Genomic DNA, 20891 nt, shown 5'->3' on the forward strand with positions numbered 1-20891 from the left:
TAAACAGCGTGCAGGGGGAAATGACATGGATATCGTTCTCGGCGCCTCAGGGCATGTGGGCGGCACGGTCGCCAGACGTCTTCTGGAACAGGGGCGGCCGGTTACGGTTGTTCTGCATCGTCCGGAACAGGACTCTGAGTGGTCTGCCCGTGGGGCCAGCGTGGCCGTGCTCGATGTTCACGACACGGCGGCCCTGACGGCAGCTTTTTGCAAAGCCCGGCGCGCATTTCTGCTGAACCCGCCTGCCAGCCCAACGCTGGATGTGGACCACGAAGAACGCCGCACGGTTCATTCCATCATCGAAGCCGTCCGGGGAGCGTCTCTGGAAAAGATCGTCGTGCAGTCAACCTATGGCGCGCAGGACAACCCGCATTGCGGGGATCTGGGGAGTCTGTACACTTTCGAGCAGGGCGCACGGGAAACGGGAGTACCGCTCTGTGTCGTGAGGGCGGCGTATTTCATGAGCAACTGGTACGGCGCCCTGTCCACTGCGCGGCAGTCAGGGGTATTTCCCAGCCTGCTGCCAAAGGATTTCAAAGCCCCGATGGTCGCGCCGCAGGATGTGGGCGAACTGGCGGCCCGTCTTCTGGTCGCGCCAGTGGAAGAGACGGGCACTTACAGCATCGAAGGCCCCGAAACCTATACGCCGGAAGACGTCGCGACCGCACTCGGCGCCGTGCTGGAGCGGGATGTGACAGTCGACGAAATCCCGCGTTCGCAATGGCTGAAGTTCTATCGCAGTCACGGCTTCTGCCCCGAAGCCGCGCAGTCCTATGCCACCATGACGGGGATTTTCGTGGACGGGCTGTATGACCGTCCGCGCACGCCCTTGCGGGGTGCGACGGACCTTCAGACCTGCCTGCGCGATCAGGCGTCGATATCGTCCAGATAATCGGCTGACGGGACGAAGAACAGCGTGCCCGTAACAGGGCGGCTGTAATCCAGCAGGCGGTCGTAATTCCCTTCCGGCTTGCCGACGAACATGTTGTGCAGCATTTCCTCGGTCACGGACGGGGAGCGGGCATAGCCGATGAAATAGGTGCCGAATTCACCCTTGCCGGCTTCACCGAACGGCATGTTGTCCCGCAGGATGTCGACCTGCTTTCCGTTGCGGGTCACGACATTCAGCGCGTTATGGGCGTAAGCGGGCTTTGTTTTGTCATCAAGCTCGACATTGGAGAGCTTTCTGCGGCCGATGATCTTTTCCTGCATCTCGATCGGCAGGGTGTTCCAGGCATCGAGATCGTGGAAGTATTTCTGGGTGATGACGTAGCTGCCGCCTTTGAAAGCCGGATCTTCATCGCCGATGATCGCGGCTTCGCATGCTGCGGCGTTTTCCGGGTTTTCCGTGCCGTCCACGAAGCCGATCAGGTCCCGGTCATCGAAATACTTGAAGCCGTGCACTTCATCGACAACCGTGCACACGCTGCGCAGGCGGTCCATGATCAGCTTGGCCATCTCGAAACACATGTCCATGCGCGTGGCGCGGATGTGAAAGAGCATGTCGCCGGGCGTGGAGACGGCGTGATGGACGCCTTTGATTTCCTGAAACGGATGCAGTTCCTTCGGGCGCGGACCGGGAAAGAGACGGTCCCAGGCGGCAGAGCCAAAACCCAGAACACAGGAAAGCTGCCCCTTCAGGTCCCGGAAACCGACCGTACGGCGCAGGCCTGAGAGGTCCGCGCAGAGGCCGCGGATGGTCTTTTCCGCATCCGTGCCGAGGTTGATGTTCAGGACCAGAAAAATGGCGGCCCGGGTCAGGGGGGCGGCAACGGGTTGGGGCGTGGTGTCGGACATCGGAACAGTCTTTCCATCAGCGTGGCAATATATGTCTGCCCCGTTGATAGCGCGCTCCATGTCGAACGAACAGATTACGAAAACGGGTGAGCTCCGTTTTGAAATACGGACTGCGTGCAGTAGTGTCCGGCCACAAACGGAAAAAGGTCATCATGGACAGTAATCTGAAATGCCCGGTCTGCGGGTGCGAACACGTTTATCCGGATGGTGCGCTGTGGATGTGCCCGGAATGCGCGCATGAGTGGAACCCGGCCGAGACGGCAGCGGAGAGCAGCGAGGCTTCTGCTGAAATCCGCGATGCCAATGGCAATGTCCTGGCGGATGGCGACAGCGTGACGGTCATCAAGGATCTGAAGATCAAGGGCTCGTCCATGGTCGTCAAGGGCGGCACCAAGGTGAAGAACATCCGCCTTTCGGACGGTGGCGACGGGCATGACATCGCCTGCAAGATCCCCGGGATCGGTGCGATGAACCTCAAGTCCGAGTTCGTCAGGAAGGCCTAACGGGCGACGGGGGCACAGCAATGTCCCCAAGGATCTGGTGGGCGGCTTTCAGCGCCGTATGCAGTTCGGCGTAGATATTGCCGTCCCCGAGCGCCGGAGTGATGTGGTGCCGGTCCATATCGGCGCGCAGATAGACGCTCACCCGCCCGAAGAGCAGCGCAATACCGCGCTGGTGCAGTTGCGCGATCAGGTCCCGCAGGTCGGCGGCAGCGGAATAATCGATGTCGGTGACGGGGCTCGCATCCAGCACGACACAGCGGACAGGATGGGGCGCATGCTCCACTAGATCCAGCAGATCCTGCCGAAAGCGCGTCGAATTGGCGTAGAACAGATCCGCGCAGAAGCGGAAGACGATCAATCCGGGTGCGCTTTCCAGCCCGTCCTTCGCGGGCAGGGCTTCCAGAACTCCGGCCGTCGGGGACTGTTGCAGCACCATCGTATGTGGCTCGTAGCTGTGCCGGACATGGCGGAACAGCGAGAGCGCGATGGCAAGGAAAATGCCTTCCTCGACGCCAACCCCCACAACGACAGCCGCTGTCGTGACGGCCAGCCAGAACTCGCCGGGGCTTTCCTGCCGGATCGCACGCAGGCTTTTCAGATCGATCATGCCGACCGCCACGGTAAAGACGATCCCCGCCAGAACGCAGCGGGGCAGGGCTTCGAGCGGTCGCGTGAGGAACAGCAGTACCAGGAGCGTCACGCAGGCGAAGGTGACCTGCGCCAACTGCGTGCGGGCACCGGATCGGACGGCCATGGCCGTCTGGGTCGGGCTGCCATTGACGGTGAAGGTCCCGCTTAGTCCCGCGGCAACATTGGCCGCCGACAGGCCCAGAAGATCACGGTCCTCATCAACGGTTTCATGAAACCGCTCCCCGAAGACGCGGGACGTGGCGGCGCTCTGCGCAATGATGACGAACACGCAGGACGCCGCGACGGGGAGCAGGGCGAGAAGCTCGTTCCACGAAACATCTGGCAGGCCGAAATGCGGCAACCCGCCCGCGACATGCCCCAATGTCGGGACACCGTGATGGGACAGGTTCAGCCCCATGCTCAGCGCAATACTGCCGATCACGACGCAGAGCCCGGCGGGCAGATGCGGGGCAAGGCGCTGCCCGGTCATGAGAATGCCGACCGTCACCGCCGAGAGACCCGCGACCATCAGGTTCCCATGCGGGATCTGGCGGAAGGTCTCATAGGCCTGCACCAGCGGATTATGCGCGCTGACCGAAACGCCCAGCATGTCATGCAGCATCGCGATGCAGACTTGCACGCCCACCCCGGCCAGAAATCCCGTCAGCACGGTGCGCGACAGGAAATCCGCCAGAAAGCCCAGTCGAAAGACCCGCGCCACCAGCAGAAGCGCCGCGCAGAGGAGTGCGGTCATGCTGACGAGCGCGATGTAATGCGCGCTTTCGGGCGGTGCCATCTTGCCGATGGCACTTGAGAAAATGGCAGCCGTCGCGGAATCAGCGGCCACAACCAGATGCCGGGACGAACCGAACGCTGCAAAGGCCACAAGTGGCAGCAGGACCGTATAAAGCCCCGTGACCGCTGGCATGGCCGCAATACGCGTATAACCCAGAACCTGCGGAATATTCACCGAGGCAAGGGAAAGACCTGCGACAATATCCGTCCACCCGCGACGGGGTCCGGTGGGGTTCTGCTGTTCCGACATGAGATGTGTTCTAGGCCTTTGCGGGAAGGATGTCTTCACAATGTCCAACAGGTGGTTGGGTCCGGCCCGAAAATGCCTCATGATCTGGCAGCTCAAAGACGGATCTTTCGTCAGTGCAGTCAGAAGGAACAGGATCATGACCCACAGAGTAGCGCTCATTACCGGTGGATCACGCGGTATCGGTGCGGCGATCGCGCTCAAGCTGGCGCAGGATGGCTTCGATATTGCCATCACCTATGCCCGCAACGAAAAAGCCGCGCAGAAAGTCGTGTCAGAAGTCGAGGCGCTGGGCCGCAAGGCCGTCGCCGTTCAGGCCGATGGCGGCAGCACGGACGGCAATATCGCAGCCATCACGAAGACGCATGAAGCCTTCGGACGTCTGGACGCCCTCGTGTGCAACGCGGGCATCTACCCCTACGGCCCGATTGCCCAGATGACCGTCACGCAGATCGAGGATGTTCTGAACCTCAACCTGCGCGCTGCGATGGTCGAGACGGTTGAGGCCCTGAAATACATGAAGACAGGCGGCCGCCTGATCTATATCGGCTCCGCCTTCGGTGAGCGTGCGCCGTTCCCGGGCATCTCGCTCTATTCGGCGACGAAGGCTGGCCTGATCGGCTTTACGAAGGGTGTGGCACGGGATCTCGGCCCACAGGGTATCACGGCCAATGTCGTCGAGCCCGGCCCGATCGCAACGGACCTCAACCCCGAGGACGGAGCGGCCGCAGCCGTCATCCGCAAGTTCACGGCCACGGAATCCTACGGCAAGGTCAACGACATTGCCCGCACCGTGTCGTTCCTCGCCAGCCCGGATGCGTCCTACATCACGGGTGCCTCCATCCTGGTGGATGGCGGTCTCGTCGCCTGAGACCGAAAACGGCTCCCTCGATATGAGGGAGCCGTCGTTGCTTCAGAAGCTGGTGGAGAGCGAGCCCATCATCGAGAAGGGCGGCTGGATGTAATAGGACGGCGCGGAATCCGCCGAGATCTTGTTGCCATACACACCCGTCGTGGCTTTCGCATTTTCCGCGAAGTAATAGACGCCACCCAGCTTGTACTGGCCGGTCAGGTTGGTGAAGTTCAGCTTGAAGACCGGGGCCTGCGCGATGAAGAACTTCGGCAGGTGATACCCCAGAGACAGCGAGTCCGAGAAATAGGACGGCATCGTCTGGTCGTTCATGAACGTCGAATACTGCTTGTCCGTGTAGCGGATGCTGGCATTCAGGAAGAACGGGCCTTCCGTATAGGTCAGGCCGATGCTGCCCATGAATTTCGGCGTCATGATCGGCGTCTTGCCGCGCGTCTTCAGATAGTCGATCGACCCGTTATCGGCTGCAATCGGCAGATTGTTGTCCATCGTGGCGTGCAGGTATTCGAACGACAGATACGGCCGGAAGCGATGGAACAGCGGCTTGGTGGACAGCATCAGGTCCACGCCGCGGATCGTCTCGCCACCCGTATTGAGCGTCTCGCTGACCGGCACGTCATTGCTGTACGTGTTGAGCGACAGCAGGCGGTTGGTGACGTTGAAGTTGTAGACGCTGACATCCGCCAGGAAGATGTCACCCGTATAGCGGTATCCCAGCTCTTCCTTGATCGAATACTGCGGCTTCGCATTGGCCCCCGAGGTCGTCATGGCACCCGTGCTCGTGCTGTAGCGGGTGATCAGATTGACGGGTGAGGGCGCGCGGAAGTCGCCTTCGGCATTGATGTAGACCTGATGGTGCGGAGCAAAGTCCCACGACCAGGACATGCGCGGCATCGGGGAGACGAAGGTGTGGTTCGAGCTGCTTGCCGTGCTGGCCAGGAAGTCCTGACCCCGCAGGGTTTCGGACACGACCTTGATACCGCCCGTCAGCGACATCTTGTGGTTCAGGAAGAACTGCGTGTCTTCCATGAAGCCGGAATTGAGGCTGTAGGAGCCGACATAGTTGGTCGAATAATAGATGTTGCCGCTCGTGGTGCGGTAATAGGCGGCCGTATCCGTGTCCGAAGGCTGCGCCCCCGTGACCTGGTTCATGCGCGAGAGAGGCGTCTTGAGGGAATAGGAATTCTCCTCGTGCCAGTAGCCAATCTGGCCGTCATTGTTCTCGCCATGCCAGTGCAGGCTGGCCACGACGCCGCCCTGCTGGTTCATGGACATGGAATTGGTCGAGACATCGGCGCGCGTGGCCGTGCTGATCTTGCCGTCGCCGTTCAGGTCAACCTTCTGCAGTGCCGTTCCCGCATAGGTATGGCCTTCCTGCAGACGCGAGGCACTGTTCAGCGTGATGGCCCCGCGCTGGTAATAGGGCGTGATGGTGACGCTGAAGAGATGGTTCAGCGCGAAGTTCATCGGCAGGGACGCGTAGAACTGGTCCTTGTCCGAGCCATGCACGCCGTAATAGCTGCTGGGGGAGAGCGGGTTGAAGGTCGCGGTATAGCTGATCGGGGTCGTAACCGGCAGCCCGTTCTTGTCCGCATAGAAATTCGCCATCGTCGGATAGCGGTTCTGGTAATAGAACGAGTGGTTATAGCCCACGAAGAGGTCGATCGAGCTGCGCTCGCCGATCTTCTTGGTCATCCGGAAATCCATGTGCTTGCGCTCGCTGGTGCCCGAACCGCGCCAGGCGTCCGAATGCATGTTCGAGAACGAGGCATAGCTCGTGATGCCGGAGTGGCCGATCTCGCCGCTGTCCAGCCGGATGAACTCGCGCGACGTGTTGAAGGAGCCGTAGCTTCCTGAGATGAAACCGCCGAATTTCTGCGATGGCGCGCGGGTGGTGATGCTCAGCGCACCGGCCGCGGCGGACGTCAGCGGATCTTCGACCGAGATCGAGCCCGGCGTCATGGATTCCGAGGCGATGTTGTTGCTGTCGATATAGTTCTGGATGAAGTTCGACGCGGCCGTCGAGGACCCGTTGGCGATCGGCATGCCGTTGAGCAGGAAACCGATGTCATTGTCATACAGGCCGCGGCTGCTGATGGAGCCGCCTTCGTTTCCGGAAGGATCTGGCGTCGAAATATTGACGCTGGGCAGGTTCTTGATCAGGTCGAGCGGTGAGCTGGTCGGGCTCTGCATCTCGATATAGGCCTGCGTGACCGACTGGACCGAGCGCGCCGCCGTTTCCGCCCGCATCATGCCGCCACCGGGCGCCTGGCTGCGCTGTCCGAGAACGCTGATCGATTCCTGACTACCTTTCGATTCTGTCGCGGTGGGCGCGGCGTGATGTGCGGCCTTGCGGGTATGTCTGGTCTTTGTGGTGTCTTCGGCCCAGGCGGCGTTGGCTGCAAGAACGGTTGCGCTGCTGAGGATCGTGGCAGCCGCCAGAATGGTTTTTCCTCGTCCGGCAAGAAAGGAGAACGCGGGCAGTCGGCAGGGACGCACGGGGTCTGACGGGGCGGGGATTGTGGAAGACATGTCTGGCGGGATCCTGAAAAAACTAACGCTACGATACCGTTATGAATCTGGGGCTGAAGATAAAGGAGATGATCATAAGAACATTCCGAAGAAATAATTGATAGTTTCATAGTCTGTCGTAAAGCAGGGATGTCCATTCCGGCCCGGAAATGTGGATGCACCGGAACATTCCCGGTTCAGAGCAGGCGTCTGGCCCCGAAAATCGCGCTCGCCGAGATCAGGGCGGTCAGGCCCAGATAGAACGCCGGGGCCTGTTCCGTACCGCTCCAGGACATCAGGGCCGCGTTCGTCAGCGGTGCGAGACCGCCGAACAGGACGACGCCGAAGGAATAGCCGATCGTCAGGCCACGCCCGCGCAGGCGGTTCGGGAACAGAAGGCCGATGAAGCCGTCCAGAGCCGCGAAATAGAGCAGCCCGGTGACGTTGAACAGAAGCGGCATGACAAGGATGCTCTCCGGCCATATCGAGACCAGCCGGAACATCGGCCAGGGCAGGCAGAACAGCAGGGCGCAGGACAGGAGCATCGGCGTGATGCTGCGGGTCCTGTCGAAATAATCCGCCAGCTTCCAGCGCAGGGGCGTGAACACAAGCTGCCCCCCATAAGTCAGCAGCGCCGACGCATAGGCCAGACGGGCCGCGACATGGAAGTGCAGCCGGGCATAATGGGGCATGTAGATGCCCAGATAGGTGATGCCACTTCCCAGCGCGACGGCGCCCATGACAGCGAGCGTGCGCAGCAGGTTCTCCCGCCTCAGGAACGGGGATGGGACCGTGACTGTCGCAACGGGGGGCGAGGGGCGCGTCCGGATCAGCCTGAAGCGCAGGACCAGCGCCAGCAGCCCCGCCAGGGCGCCCAGACCGGCTGCGATCCTGAAGCCATAGCTGTCAAAACCCTGCGCGGGCAGCAGCAGGGTCAGGGTCAGTGTAACGATCGCGGCGGCAAGGGAGGCGACGATCTGCCCGATGGCCTGCCAGCTTGCGGCCCGCGCCTCATGGCCCGGCGCCTGTTCGATCAGGAAGGACGTGGCACTTCCAAACTCTCCCCCCAGTGAAAACCCGTGCAGCAGGCGCGCCGTGACGATCAGGAGCGGGGCAGCCATGCCGATGCTCTGATAGCCGGGCGTGAAGGTAATCAGCAGACTGCCGATCGCCATGAGCGCAATGCACAGGATCATCGTGAAGGTCCGGCCCCTGCGATCCGTACAGATCCCGAGCACAACGGCGCCGACAGGGCGTGCGAGCAGGGTGAAGCCGAAGGTCGCAAGGGTCAGCGCGATCTGGGAAAAGGCCAGTCCGGCAGGAAAGAAGGTCTGCCCGATGGAGCTTGAGAACGATGCGTAAATAACGAAATCGTAATATTCTATGATGTTGCCGAGAATGGAAGCAATGACAGGCAGCGTCATCCTGAAACGCGTGGAAGGCCTGCCATCCGCGTTCATGATGCTCCGGCTCCACCAGCACCCGCTCCACCCTGTCCTGATCCGCCGTGTCCTGATCCTGTCGGGCGGTCCCCGAGATTGCGCATGATGAACCGGATGAAGGAATGCAGCGTCGGCGCGCTGTAGCGTTCTTTGTGATAGAGCAGATAGATTGGCCGTGAGGGCAGCGTGTAATCGGGCAGGAGCGCCTGAAGCGTCCCGGCTTTCAGATCGTCCTGCACCAGATCGGTCGGCAGCATCGCGATGCCCAGCCCGCCCAGAGCCGCGCGGCGCATGGCCTGCGTGCTGTTGAACAGCCCACGTCGGCGCATTTCCACCGTCACGCGGCCCTTGGGGCTTTCGAAATGCCACTCATGCCGCGCCCAGTGCCAGGGCGATGAGGACGTATAGGCAAAGGCCAGCGCATCATGCGTCGCAAGCTGTTGCGGAACCAGAAGCTCTTCCCGACGGTCGAGATAGTCCGGGGACGCACACAGCGTCATGCGGTAATCCGTCAGCCGGCGACACATGAGCGAGGACGGTTCAGGCACGCCCAGGCGGATGGCGATGTCGAACTTCTCATGCGTCAGATCCACGCTGCGTTCCGTTAGCACCAGATCAACATCCACGGACGGATTTTCGGCCAGATACCGCGCCAGACAGGGCGTGACGCTCTGGGTACCGTAAGTGACTGGAGCCGTGACGCGCAGGGTGCCGGAGGGCAGGGTCTGCGCGGCCTGTGCCAGATGTTCGGTTTCATCCAGCAGTTTGAGAATGGACTGGCATTTCTCGAAATAGACGGCCCCGAACGCCGTGAGGCTCTGCCGGCGCGTGGTACGGCGCAGCAGGCTCGTGCCCAGACGTTCCTCCAGAAGGCGCACGTAATTGCCCACCATGGTGGGGGAAATACCGCAGCGTTCTCCGGCAGCGGTCATGCTGCCGGTCTCGACGACCGCCATGAAGGTGGTCATGGCCTGAAAAACGTTCATTGCAAACCGCTGGTTGATAATGTTTCCATCATAGCAGCATTTATCGGGGCGATTGAAGGCCGTAACGATCCTGTTACGATGTTTTCCGTTCCGACCATGAAAGTGTGTGCTGCATCATGCATTCCAGAGCATTTCCTGCATCCCGTCCATTGGCTCGCAACCGTCTTTTCAGCCGGCGCCGGGTCAGCCTGTGCGGAGTGTTCGGCATGATGGGACTGATGCAGACACTGGCGCTGGGCGGATGTGCGCAGACGGATCATGCAGCCGTCAGCACGGCTCCGGTCGCGCAGCCCAGCACGGCCACGACCTCCATGGCTGCCACAGCCAATCCGCTGGCCTCGCAGGCCGCGATGGATGTGATCCGCCGCGGCGGCAGCGCGGTCGATGCCGCCATCGCGGCCCAGATGGTGCTGGCCGTGGTCGAGCCGCAGGCGTCCGGTCTGGGGGGCGGGTCCACGATCCTGTACTGGGACAAGGGCGCCGGAAAGCTCTCGTTCTATGACGGTTTGGCCGCCGCTCCTGCCATCGTGCCGCAGGATTACGCACATGACGCGGACGGGCACGCCATTCCCCACGCCCTGCTGGAGCGCAGCGGGCGCGTCGTCGCCGTTCCGGGCACGCTGCGGACGCTGGAGCTTCTGCACAAACGCTACGGCAAGCTCCCCTGGGCCGATCTGTTTCAGGCCGCCATCGCCACGGCCCGTAATGGCTATGCGATGCCCGGCTATCTGCACCTCGTCCTGACGGAACGCCCGGAACTGGCACAGAAAGCCAGCTTCAAGGCCTATTTCGACGCGGACGGTCATCCGCTGCCCAAAGGCACGATCCTGCACAATCCGGCGCTGGCCGGGACGCTGACGCAGGTGGCGAAAAAGGGTGCGGACTATTTCTACGGCCCCGCTTTCGCTCGGAAGATTTCCGCTGCCGTGGCGACAGGGCCGTATCCGGGCCACATCACACCGAAGGATCTCGCGTCCTACAAGGTCCGTGAGCGTGCGCCGCTCTGTGTCGAGGCGTTTGGCCGCCGCATCTGCTCCGCTGCCCCGCCGGTCGCAGGTGGGCTGTCCGTGCTCCAGCAGCTTGCGATTCTTGATCGTCTGAAGATTGGCCAGTACCGTCCCGGCAGCGTCGAGGCTGCGCATCTTCTGCTCGAAGCCTCGCGTCTGGCAGAGGCCGACCGCCGCAAATACGCTGCCGACCCCGATTACACGCCCGTTGCAACGGACGAACTGCTGAGCCCGGCCTATCTGGACGCGCGTGCGGCTCTCGTCTCGACGGGAGAAGCCGCAGGACAGGTCCGTCCGGGCGTGCTGAAAAGCCGTCTGGCCAGTCTTCCGGTGTCCGACGCCATGACAGTGCCCGCTACCACGCATCTGGCCATTCGGGATGCTGCCGGGGATGCACTATCCTTCACCACGACCATCAATCTCAACTTCGGGGCGGATATCGTCGTGGACGGCGTCGTCCTCAACAACGCGATCACCAATTTCGCGACACATCCTGTCGTGGACGGGCAGCCGGTCGCCAATATCGCGGCCCCCGGCAAGCGCCCCATCACGACGATGGCGCCGACGATCGTATTCGGCGCGGATGGCCAGCCTGAAGTGATCGTGGGCGCTGGCGGTGGCGCGCGGATCATTGATTCCGTGGTGCAGACGCTGGTCGGCCATCTCGCCTGGGGTCAGAACATCCGCACGGCCATCGAGCAGCCGCGCATCGGCGCGCAGAACCGCGCGGAAGAGCTGGAACACGGCACATCAGCCGCCGAACTGAAAACCGCGCTTGAGCGCATGGGCCATCATCCGCATGCTGCCGTGATGAATGCCGCCGTGCAGGCCATCACCATTGGCCCGGACGGGCTGAGTGGCTGGGGTGACCCGCATCGTGACGGCGTTGCCCTCGGCCAGTAAGTCTTTCCTGCCCGCTACAGATCCTTATTCCCGTCGCTGGAGAACATCATGAAGAAGTTTCCCGCCCGTCTTTTCCTGTGTGCCAGCGCATTTGGAACGCTCGCTGCCTGCGCCACCCCGCAGCCCGCACCGAAACAGCAGGTCGCTGTGGCCGAGCCGGACCGGCCGCACGGCGATGGTGGCGTCAGCGCCTTCTATCAGCCGCCGGCGCAGCTTCCGGCCGGGCCGGGCAACATGATCCGCACCGAGGAAATTCAGGGCAAGCACCTGCCGGACAATGCCGGTCTGGCTGTCCGCACGCTTTACACATCCGTCAGCGGTGTCGGCGAGCCCGCGCCTGTAGCCGTCTCCGGGCAGATCATCTTCCCGAAGGGCACACCGCCGAAGGGTGGCTGGCCGATCGTGGCCTGGGAACATGGCACGACCGGGATTGCCGATATCTGCGCCCCCTCATGGCGCGGCTATTTCTCGCGGGACCGGGCCTATCTGGACCGCTGGCTGGCCGCAGGCTTTGCCGTGGTCGCCAGTGACTATCAGGGTCTGGGAACGCCGGGACCGCACCCGTATCTGATGTATCGCCCCGAAGGCTATAGCGTTCTGAACGGCTTGCGGGCCTCGCTGCAGCAGTACAAGGGCACGCTGCGCAACCAGATTGTCCTTGTCGGGCAGTCGCAGGGCGGTGGTGCGGCTCTCGGAACCGGCTGGCTCGCTCCGCAATACGCGCCGGACCTGCATGTGCTGGGCACGGTGGCGACGGGCGTCGTGATCGCGTTCCATGTCCCGGCGAACACGGCCCACCCGCAGATCACGCGTGACAATCCGGAATCCCCGCATATGTCGGCGTCTTACGGCATCCTGACGGTCGAAGGCTCCATGACCAGCCTGCATCCGGAGGCGGATGTGCGGCAGTTCATGACGGAGAAGGGAAAAGACCTCTCCCATCAGGCCCGTCAGTCCTGCCTGGGCGATCTGTTCAAATACACCAACGCTCATGACATGACGGAAGAGAACGTCTTCACCGGCGATCGCTCACCGCTGGAACAGGGCTTCGATACGGCCTTCACCATTCCGGACGCGCATCTGAAAATGCCGGTTTTTGTAGGGACGGGACTTGCGGATGACGAGGCCGGCGTGTCCCAGCAGTATGATGCGGTCGCCGCGATGTGCGATGCCGGAACGCCTGTGACCTGGAAGCAGTATCCGGGCCTGACCCATAACGGCGCGGTCAATGTCTCCGCCGATGATTCCGTGCCCTTCGCGCTCAGCCTGCTCAAGGGCGTCAAACCGCGCGGCAACTGCCGGACCATCAAGCCGATCTCCAAGCTGGAAAAGCCGCTCGCCGGTGTCCGCTGGAACAACTGATCCGGCGCTGTTGCGGCAGGCATGAAAAAACCCGGGAAAGGCGAGGCCTCTCCCGGGTTTTTTCTGTCCCGCGGTATCCCGTGAAGGAACGCCGCGGAGCCTGAAGGATCAGGCGAACTGCGCGGCGGTCTCGACTGCGCGGTCTGCGAGATACGGGCCGGCGGCGCGGATCTCGATGGAGAGCAGGGCAAGGCTGTCCTGATCGCGCTCACCGAGCGCCAGCAGGCCATTGCCAGCCGTCCAGCGGCAGGTGGCGTCGTCGGCGGCCTGCCAGCCATCCAGATTGGCGTCCGTCAGATGCGACGTGATGGAGCGCGTGGCGCGGGAGTCGTACAGGACGACATCGCCGACCAGAACGCCCAGTTCACGACGGTCGTCAACGAACGGTCCAACCGTCTCGGACGGACGGGCCGTGCGGGAGACGACGCGAACTGCGCTCACTTCGGCAGGGATCATGAAGATCGCCCGGCCAGCGGCCTCACGGCTCTGACGAATGACCGTGCCGTTATCCGCCACGAGATGCAGGTCTGCATCCTGGGTCAGTTCGGCAGCAGCTTCATGGCTTTCCAGACCGGCAGCGATGGCGCGGTCCGCAATCTGGCGGAACATCGGCTCCACCGTTGCGCGGTCCACGGTCAGGGCTGCGGCAGCGTCCTGTTCCCAGCTCTTCTGACGGCCACCCAGACGTGTTCCGAGGCTTGCGACTTCACCGTGCTGGGTGAAGCTGCGACGGTTGCCGGTGTCGAGATAGCTCTCTGTCAGCATGCCGTCCGCCATGATGACAGAGTGGTTTTCCGTCTCGATGTGGAAGTAGTCATAGACGCTGATGGAGCGGTCGTAGAACACCGAACGGCCGTTGACGAGCATGCGGGTCGGGACGAAACGGCCATCGATGAAGAGGCAGTGTTCCGGCGTGACCAGCAGGTCCTTGTTCGGCACGTTCGCGGCAATCGCATCCTTGAGGATCCGCACCGGATGACCGGAGAGGTCAGCCGAGGCGCCACCCTGCGCACGGACGCGCTTGCTGCCGACCCAGGTGACCTTGCGGCTGACAGGGCTGCCATCGACCCAGGCCGTAACCGCGTCGCCGATGCGCAGATCCTCGACGGCCGCGCTGCCGGAAGGCGTCGTGATCATCGTGCCCGGCAGGAAGCAGATCTCGCTGCCCTTGGCGAGTGTGACAACCGTGCTGCCGTCGCCGTCTTTAGTCAGCTCGGCGTGGTAGTCGGAATAATCGCCTTCGAGATCGATGGTGTAGCTCGCATCGCCTTCCGTGACGACGAGGGTGTCACCATTGATGGCGGCCTTGGCCACGCCGGCATACTGCAGGCTGTCGATGTCGATATGACCGCCGACTGCAAGGACCGTCTCGTCGATCTCGCCACCGGCATCCACCGTCAGCCAGGCACCTGAAGCAACGGTGGTTTCGTCGGCCACGCCGCCGGACAGAACCGTCTCAAAAGCGCCCTGCTGCAGCGTGGTGTGATCGGTGCGACCAGCATCATACTGGATGGACCCGCTGCCGACCGTCGTCTCGCTCGCCGTGCCGCCCGCGCTGATGGACTGCTGGCTGCCGCCTTCGACCGTGGCACTGATGGAGGCGCCATACACGTAGTCCATGCCCTGCTGGTCAAGAACGGTGCCGACGGCGGTGCCGCCTGCGCTGACCGTCTCATGCGCATGACGCGTGACGGTGCTGCCGCTGGTGTAACCGCCGGACAGGACGTTGATCTTGCCAAGCGTGGTGGCGGTGTCACCGAAGGCCGAGCCTGCGACCGTGTCCTGACCGCGGATGATGGTCGCGCCGTTCTCGACGCCGCCGGCCTGAACTGTCTCGTAAGCCTGACTGCCGCTGAGCAGCGTGCCGACCGTCGAGCCGCCGGACTGGACGGTGATGTTGCCCTTGGTTTCGGTCGTGCCGCTGGCAAAGCCGCCGCTTGCAACCGTCATGGAACCACCCGTGATGGTGGTGCCTTCCGCAAGGCCGGCATCGAGGAGCGTTCCGCCGCTGACAGCCGTGTTGATGGCCTGGCCGCTGGCGCTGACGACTTCGCTGCCGCTGATCAGGTTCGTGCTGACGCTGCGGCCACCGGCCTCGACCGTTTCCGTCCCGCCGGTCACGCTGGCATTGTAGCTCTTGCCGTCGGACAGGACATCGAGCACGCCGCCCGCGTTGACGGTCTCGCTGGCGCCCGTGCCGCTGGAACCGATCTTTTCGACGCCACCACTGTTGATGGTGGTATCGAAGGACATGCCATACTGGCCGACGACTTCGGTGCCGCTTGCGTTCAGGACGGTGTTCTGCGAGATCCCGTTGTCGTACTGGACCGCGCCGGTGGACAGCGTTGCATGGTCGGCCAGGCCGTCAGCGTTGACGATCTGGAGGCTGTTGGTGGACAGCGTGGCGTCCTGCGACGTTCCGTCCACATAGTCCATGGCCTGATAGGACAGGGTCGTGCCGGAAGCGACGGCGCCTGCGCTGACATACTCATGGCCATGGGTGCTGACGGTCGTGTTGGCGGCGGTTGCGCCGGACGCGATATGCAGTTCGCCGACGCCGGAGACGACGTCATTGACGGCTGTGCCGGACAGCCATTCCTTGGCGCCGTTGGCGATCGTGGATGCGGAATCCACGGCGCCCGAAGCGACGCTCTGGAACGCGGCGCGGCCGCTGATGACGGCCCCGCTCGTCACGCCGCCGGAGTCGACGACCGACCACCCGCTGGTGTTCTGCGTGCCGACCGCGACGCCACCAGCCTCGACGGTCAGGGTGCCACCGCTGATCGTGGTGCCGAGCGCCGAACCCGCGTCATACAGATTGCCGCCGGAAAGGGTCGTGCCGCTGGCGACGCCATGGGCATAAACCTGCTCGTAGGCACCGGCATTGACGGTCTCGTTGACGGACTTGCCGCTCAGCACAACGTCGAAGCCGCCGCTGTTGACGACCGTGTTGTAGGACGAGCCGCCCTTGCCGGTCGTGTCGCCGGAGTCGCTGTACTCGACCATGCCGCCGCCATTGTTGATGACGGTGTTGGTCATCGTGCCGCCGTCGACATAGACCGCATAGTTGCCCTGCGAGTTCACGGTGACGTCGGTGGCCGAGCCCGTACCCTGGACCGTCATGCCACCGTCGTTGAGGACAACGCCCGAGGCGCTCGCGCCATTCAGGACGATGAACTGGTCATGGAAAACGGTCGTATCTACCGCGGAACCGCCGCTGCGGACGATGACGGCCTGGTTCTGCTCCTCGGTTTCGGCCGCACCGGAAATGGAGGTGGCGGAAATCATGCCTCCGTCGAGAACGTCAACCGAACCGCCATCGAGAACGGTGGTCGAAACCGCGCTTCCGCCGGAAGACACGATCAGGATGTCGCCACTGGAAACGGTTGATCCATTGACTGACTTGCCAGATGTAACTGTCTGTTCACTCATGAAATGTACGCCACGAAAGTGGTTAATAGTTTGTTAACTATGCACTCCATGAAAAAATTAACAATCGATTTTTGGCTTTTCTAACAAAACGTGACTGGTCGGGACATCTTTTGACGGATTTGTGGGAACGCCCGGCGCATGGTTTCATGACCGCGATCGCCCCTGCATGGCGGGAAAAGAGGAACAGGGTTCATGGCCGCATCCGTCACGATTTATGGAATTTCCAACTGCGACACGATGCGCAAGGCGCGCATATGGCTGGGCGAGCACAAGGTCGCGTTCACCTTCCACGACTATCGCAGGGACGGTGTGGATCGCTCACGTCTCGAAGGCTGGGTGGCCCGGCTGGGCTGGGAGAAACTGCTGAACCGTTCGGGAACGACGTTCCGCAAGCTGGTGCCGGAACTTCGGGAGGGCCTCGACGCGGAGCGGGCCATTGCGCTCATGCTGGAACATCCGGCCATGATCCGGCGTCCGGTGCTGGAAGGTCCGGGACTTCTTCTGGTCGGATTCCGCCCCGAGGACTACGCGTCGGGCCTGTCAGGCTTCAGCGCTCAAGACCCAGCGCCCTGATCTTGCGGTGTAGCGTGGCGCGGCTCACGCCCAGAAGACGCGCGGCAGCACTGACATTGCCGTGGACCGTCGCCAGCGCGGAGTGAATGACCTGCGTCTCGGCCCGGCGGAAACTTGGCTCTTCCTGCGCATCGAGCAGGGGCAGCAGGGCCGGAAGGTTCGACAGTTCACCTTCGGGCCAGTTCATGTGCCGGCGGCTGGCATGTGTCGCACCCCGGACATGACCGTCACGGTCGAGAGCGACCAGCATCGACGAGGATGACGTGGACGGCCCAAGGGTCACGATCATGTCCTGCCCGAAGCGGTCATGGAACAGTTTTTCCTCCACGCGCCGGGCGGTCGTCAGGAGGGCGTCCATCAGCAGCGGTGCGGCCGGCAGGACGTTTTCAGCCGTGAACGAACTGATATCCATCGCGCCTGCCAGTTCCCCGATGGAATTATAGACCGGCACGGCCATGCCCGTGAGCTTGCGGAAGCACAGCCGCCAGTGCTGGTCATGCACGACCATGACCGGGCGTTCTTCGCGCAGGCAGGTGCCGATGGCATTGGTCCCGGCATTCTGCTCGTCCCATACTGCCCCCGCCTGGAAGCGCCAGCGCCGGCAGCCGCTGAGCTGGCTGCGCTGCGTATGGCGGGAGAGGACGATGCCCGTGGGGTCGGCCAGCATCACCGTAAAGTCCAGCGGATCCACCAGCCGGTGCAGATGCTGCATTTCGGGTATCGCGCTCTGGATCAGGCGCTGCGTGCGGCCGCTGACGAAGCGCAGTTCCGGCTGGCTGAGGACCTGTGTTTCCCAGCGTTCGGACGGATCCAGATTGTAGTTCGTGGAGCATCTTGCCCATGAATCGGACAGGCAGGTGCGGGATGTGGTGGTGCTCATCGCGCCCCCCAGGCCGCGACATAAGACACCGGGTGCCGAAAACCTGTCGCAGTTTTGCGACAGGTGCAGCGCGGAAGGTCACAATCGGGTGAGGGTTCAACGATGTGGGATAGCCCGCGGCGAACGGAATCAGGAATGACGGATCCCGGAAAAGGTGAAACGTTGTGTGTCAGGTGGTTTTTTTCGCAAGCCATCGGTAACGCAGCGCTCCTTGTCTTTTCCGGTTCAGTGCTGTGGGTCGGAAGGGAAGCAGGCATGAAGCCGGAGCTTTTGCAAGCGCCGGTCACTGTCCTTCCTGACGTACGAACAGGGCTGACCCGTCCGCCACAGCCATGACGGAACGCCAACGGTATCGCGTTCCGCCGATGATCAGGAAAGACAAATCATTTCAGAGAGAATGGTTTTCGTTTTTCGCAAGAACGAGGTGTCATGTCTGCTTCACTCCAGAGGGTAATGTCTCCATTAACCTCTATCCTGCTCGCGCTTGTCGGGCTTTTCCTGCTGGGAGGGGGGGGATATCTCCTCATTCTCGGCGGTTCGTGGTTCTACGCCCTTGCGGGCCTCGTGATGCTTGCCGCGGCGGGCATCAGCTTCAGGAATCCGCTGCTGGGCGCGCGTCTGTACGCAGCGCTTCTGCTGGTGGCGACCATCTGGTCCGTTCTTGAAGTCGGCTTCGACATCTGGGGCCTGGAAGTCCGTCTGTTCACGCTCGTCGGCATCGCGGCCTGGATGCTGCTGCCATGGGTGTGGCGCACCGGTCATAACTGGGTTTCGGACAAGCGCGAACTGCTCGGTTCCGCCGCCCTCGCGATGGTTGCGATCATCGCAAGCTGCTTCACGTCCTACTCCATCAACGGCACGCTTCCCGCAGACCGCATGGCGGCTACGGGTCAGTCCGACCTGACGGCCAAGGACACCCCGGAAGCCGACTGGCCGGCCTATGGCCGCACGGTGGGCGGTGACCGCTACAGCCCGCTGGCACAGATCACGCCGGCGAATGTCAGCAGCCTCAAGCGTGCCTGGGTGACCCGTACGGGTGACGTCCAGAAGGCCGATGAAGGTGTGGTTGCCGGACCGGATCAGGGCCACGAGTTCAACCTCGAAGTCACCCCGATCAAGGTCGATGACACGCTCTATCTCTGCACGCCGCACAACTGGGTCATGGCGCTCGATGCCCGGACCGGCAAGGTGAAGTGGAAGTTCGATCCCAAGCCGGCTGCCGCCGATCTGGCCGCGAACGTCTATCTGGCCTGCCGTGGCGTGTCCTATTACAAGGCGCCGGACGACTATCAGGCTCCGGACGGGTCCAAGGCCTGCCAGAAGCGCATCTTCTCCCCGGTCGGCGACGTGCGCCTGCTGGCTGTCGATGCCGAAACCGGCAAGCCCTGCGAAGACTTCGGCGAGCACGGCTTCATCTCCCTGCGCCAGTATCTCGGTCATGTTCCGCATGGCTTCCACTTCGTGACGTCGCCGCCGCTGGTGGTGAAGGATCGTGTGGTTCTTGGTGGCTGGATCTTCGACAACCAGGCGAATTTCGAGCCGTCCGGTGCAATCCGTGCGTTCAACCCGATTACGGGCGAGATCGAATGGGCCTGGGACGCCGGTCACAACCCGGAAAACTGGAAGCCCGGCCCGAACGACGAGCTGACGCGTGACACGCCAAATGCCTGGGGTGTTTACACAGCCGATCCGGATCTGGGTCTGCTCTATCTGCCGATGGGCAATTCCCCGCCGGACAACTGGGGTGGCTCGCGCCGTCCGTTCGACGATGCAACCTCCAGCGCCACGATCGCTCTTGATATCGAGACGGGTGAGCGCCGCTGGACCTTCCAGACCGTGCATCACGATCTGTGGGACATGGATCTGGCCATCGGACCGTCCATGGTCGATCTGCCGGGCCCGAATGGCGAGAACATCCCTGCTCTGATCCAGAGCACGAAGCGCGGTGAGTTCTTCGTTCTGGACCGTCGCACCGGCAAGCCGGTTCCGGGTTACCCCGTTGAGGAACGTCCGGTTCCGACCGCAGGCGTTGCAGCGGATGACCATGTTTCTCCGACGCAGCCTTTCGCTGTCGGTCTGCCGTCCCTGACGCCGCCGGACCTCAAGGAAAGCGACATGTGGGGCGCGACGCTGCTGGATCAGATGATCTGCCGTATCCAGTTCCGTCAGTCCGCTTACGAAGGTCAGTTCACCCCGCCGCATGTTGGCAAGACGACGATCGTCTATCCGGCATTCTATGGTGTGGTTGACTGGCAGGGTGCCTCCATCGATCCGCAGCGCAAACTGCTGATCGCCAATGCGAGCTACCTGCCGTTCCGGATCCGTCTGGAGCATCGCCAGAAGGCCGAAAACGCCGGCATCCTGCCGAAGTGGAACGGCCAGGGCGACAAGCCGGAAGCCAAGGGCGACGCCCTGAGCGTGTCCCCGGATTACGGTACGCCGTACATCGCCTACACCAGCCCGTGGCTGAACCCGCTCGAGATCCCCTGCAAGGGGCCGGTCTGGGGCACGATCACGGCCATCGATCTGGTGACGAAGAAGATCGTCTGGCAGCACCCCGTCGGCACCACGCGCGACACGGGTCCTTTCCGGACGCATAACAACCTTCCGCTTCCGACCGGTATGTACAACATCGGCGGCAGCGTCCTGACCAAGGGCGGCGTTTCCTTCATGGGTGCGACGGCCGACGATTACCTGCGCGGTTTCGACATGTCGAACGGCAAGGTCATCTGGCAGGACCGTCTTCCCGCAGGCGGACAGGCCACGCCGATGTCCTATCAAATTGACGGGAAGCAGTATGTTGTGATCGCCGCCGGCGGCCATGGGGGCCTTGGCACCCGCAGCGGTGATTATATCATCGCTTATACCCTGAACGGAGAACAGGGCGCAGCCGCGCACTGATCGCCGGATCATGGATGGAGCGTGCCCCCTGAGGGCACGCTCCACACCCCC

General features: G+C 62.6%; 14 protein-coding genes. 7 read left to right on the plus strand and 7 right to left on the minus strand.

Going from position 1 to position 20891, the window contains the following annotated elements; genetic code table 11:
- Positions 1-25 precede the first annotated feature (25 nt).
- Positions 26-892 carry an NmrA family NAD(P)-binding protein gene (locus tag HKD31_RS02015; RefSeq protein ID WP_194263799.1) on the plus strand — a complete coding sequence of 289 codons (867 nt, stop codon included), beginning with the start codon at positions 26-28 and terminating at the stop codon, positions 890-892.
- On the opposite strand, the gene HKD31_RS02020 is transcribed toward HKD31_RS02015, so the two are convergent.
- Entirely contained in the window at positions 868-1797 is a 930-nt protein-coding gene (locus HKD31_RS02020; RefSeq protein WP_194263798.1) for a Dyp-type peroxidase, read from the minus strand. The genes HKD31_RS02015 and HKD31_RS02020 overlap by 25 nt on opposite strands.
- Before the next feature lie 152 nt (positions 1798-1949).
- On the opposite strand from HKD31_RS02020, the gene HKD31_RS02025 reads away from it, so the two are divergent.
- Positions 1950-2300, plus strand: a complete 351-nt coding sequence (locus HKD31_RS02025) for a zinc ribbon domain-containing protein YjdM (RefSeq protein WP_194263797.1) — start codon at positions 1950-1952, stop codon at positions 2298-2300.
- Here HKD31_RS02025 and HKD31_RS02030 read toward each other — a convergent pair.
- A complete protein-coding gene (locus HKD31_RS02030) occupies positions 2287-3975 on the minus strand; it encodes a SulP family inorganic anion transporter (RefSeq protein WP_228120114.1) in 1689 nt (562 codons plus the stop codon). The two genes, HKD31_RS02025 and HKD31_RS02030, sit on opposite strands and share 14 nt — an antisense overlap.
- Before the next feature lie 136 nt (positions 3976-4111).
- On the opposite strand from HKD31_RS02030, the gene HKD31_RS02035 reads away from it, so the two are divergent.
- Positions 4112-4843 (plus strand): SDR family NAD(P)-dependent oxidoreductase, encoded by a 732-nt coding sequence (locus HKD31_RS02035; RefSeq protein WP_062497758.1) that lies wholly within the window; start codon positions 4112-4114, stop codon positions 4841-4843.
- 42 nt (positions 4844-4885) lie between these two features.
- Here HKD31_RS02035 and HKD31_RS02040 read toward each other — a convergent pair whose 3' ends face one another.
- From HKD31_RS02040 to HKD31_RS02050, 3 genes are all read right to left on the minus strand, one after another.
- Positions 4886-7375: a TonB-dependent receptor gene (locus tag HKD31_RS02040; RefSeq protein WP_194263795.1), complete on the minus strand. Its 2490-nt coding sequence runs from the start codon at positions 7373-7375 to the stop codon at positions 4886-4888.
- 176 nt (positions 7376-7551) lie between these two features.
- A complete protein-coding gene (locus HKD31_RS02045) occupies positions 7552-8814 on the minus strand; it encodes an MFS transporter (protein WP_228120115.1) in 1263 nt (420 codons plus the stop codon).
- Positions 8811-9764 carry a LysR family transcriptional regulator gene (locus HKD31_RS02050; protein WP_228122122.1) on the minus strand — a complete coding sequence of 318 codons (954 nt, stop codon included), beginning with the start codon at positions 9762-9764 and terminating at the stop codon, positions 8811-8813. The genes HKD31_RS02045 and HKD31_RS02050 overlap by 4 nt, the downstream gene beginning before the upstream one ends.
- 224 nt (positions 9765-9988) lie before the next feature.
- On the opposite strand from HKD31_RS02050, the gene ggt reads away from it, so the two are divergent.
- Together ggt and HKD31_RS02060 are read left to right on the plus strand one after the other, a co-directional pair.
- Positions 9989-11692 carry a gamma-glutamyltransferase gene (ggt, locus tag HKD31_RS02055; RefSeq protein WP_194263793.1) on the plus strand — a complete coding sequence of 568 codons (1704 nt, stop codon included), beginning with the start codon at positions 9989-9991 and terminating at the stop codon, positions 11690-11692.
- 48 nt (positions 11693-11740) lie between these two features.
- Positions 11741-13054: a lipase family protein gene (locus HKD31_RS02060; protein ID WP_194263792.1), complete on the plus strand. Its 1314-nt coding sequence runs from the start codon at positions 11741-11743 to the stop codon at positions 13052-13054.
- Between the two features lie 108 nt (positions 13055-13162).
- Here the strand turns inward: HKD31_RS02060 and HKD31_RS02065 are convergent, their stop codons facing one another.
- Positions 13163-16486: a Hint domain-containing protein gene (locus tag HKD31_RS02065; RefSeq protein WP_194263791.1), complete on the minus strand. Its 3324-nt coding sequence runs from the start codon at positions 16484-16486 to the stop codon at positions 13163-13165.
- A 192-nt stretch (positions 16487-16678) separates the two neighbouring features.
- Between HKD31_RS02065 and HKD31_RS02070 the strand changes: the two genes are divergently transcribed.
- The gene (locus tag HKD31_RS02070) at positions 16679-17059 is read left to right on the plus strand and encodes an ArsC family reductase (RefSeq protein WP_194263790.1); all 381 of its coding nucleotides are present in this window, start codon (positions 16679-16681) and stop codon (positions 17057-17059) included.
- On the opposite strand, the gene HKD31_RS02075 is transcribed toward HKD31_RS02070, so the two are convergent.
- Positions 17034-17939 (minus strand): helix-turn-helix domain-containing protein, encoded by a 906-nt coding sequence (locus HKD31_RS02075; protein ID WP_062497766.1) that lies wholly within the window; start codon positions 17937-17939, stop codon positions 17034-17036. The two genes, HKD31_RS02070 and HKD31_RS02075, sit on opposite strands and share 26 nt — an antisense overlap.
- Positions 17940-18368: 429 nt before the next feature.
- Between HKD31_RS02075 and HKD31_RS02080 the strand changes: the two genes are divergently transcribed.
- Positions 18369-20840, plus strand: coding sequence for a membrane-bound PQQ-dependent dehydrogenase, glucose/quinate/shikimate family (locus tag HKD31_RS02080; RefSeq protein WP_194263789.1), 2472 nt, complete (start codon positions 18369-18371; stop codon positions 20838-20840).
- The last annotated feature ends 51 nt before the right edge of the window (positions 20841-20891 follow it).

This window comes from Gluconobacter potus, assembly GCF_015244705.1.
In the GTDB taxonomy this organism is placed as follows: Bacteria; Pseudomonadota; Alphaproteobacteria; order Acetobacterales; family Acetobacteraceae; genus Gluconobacter; species Gluconobacter potus.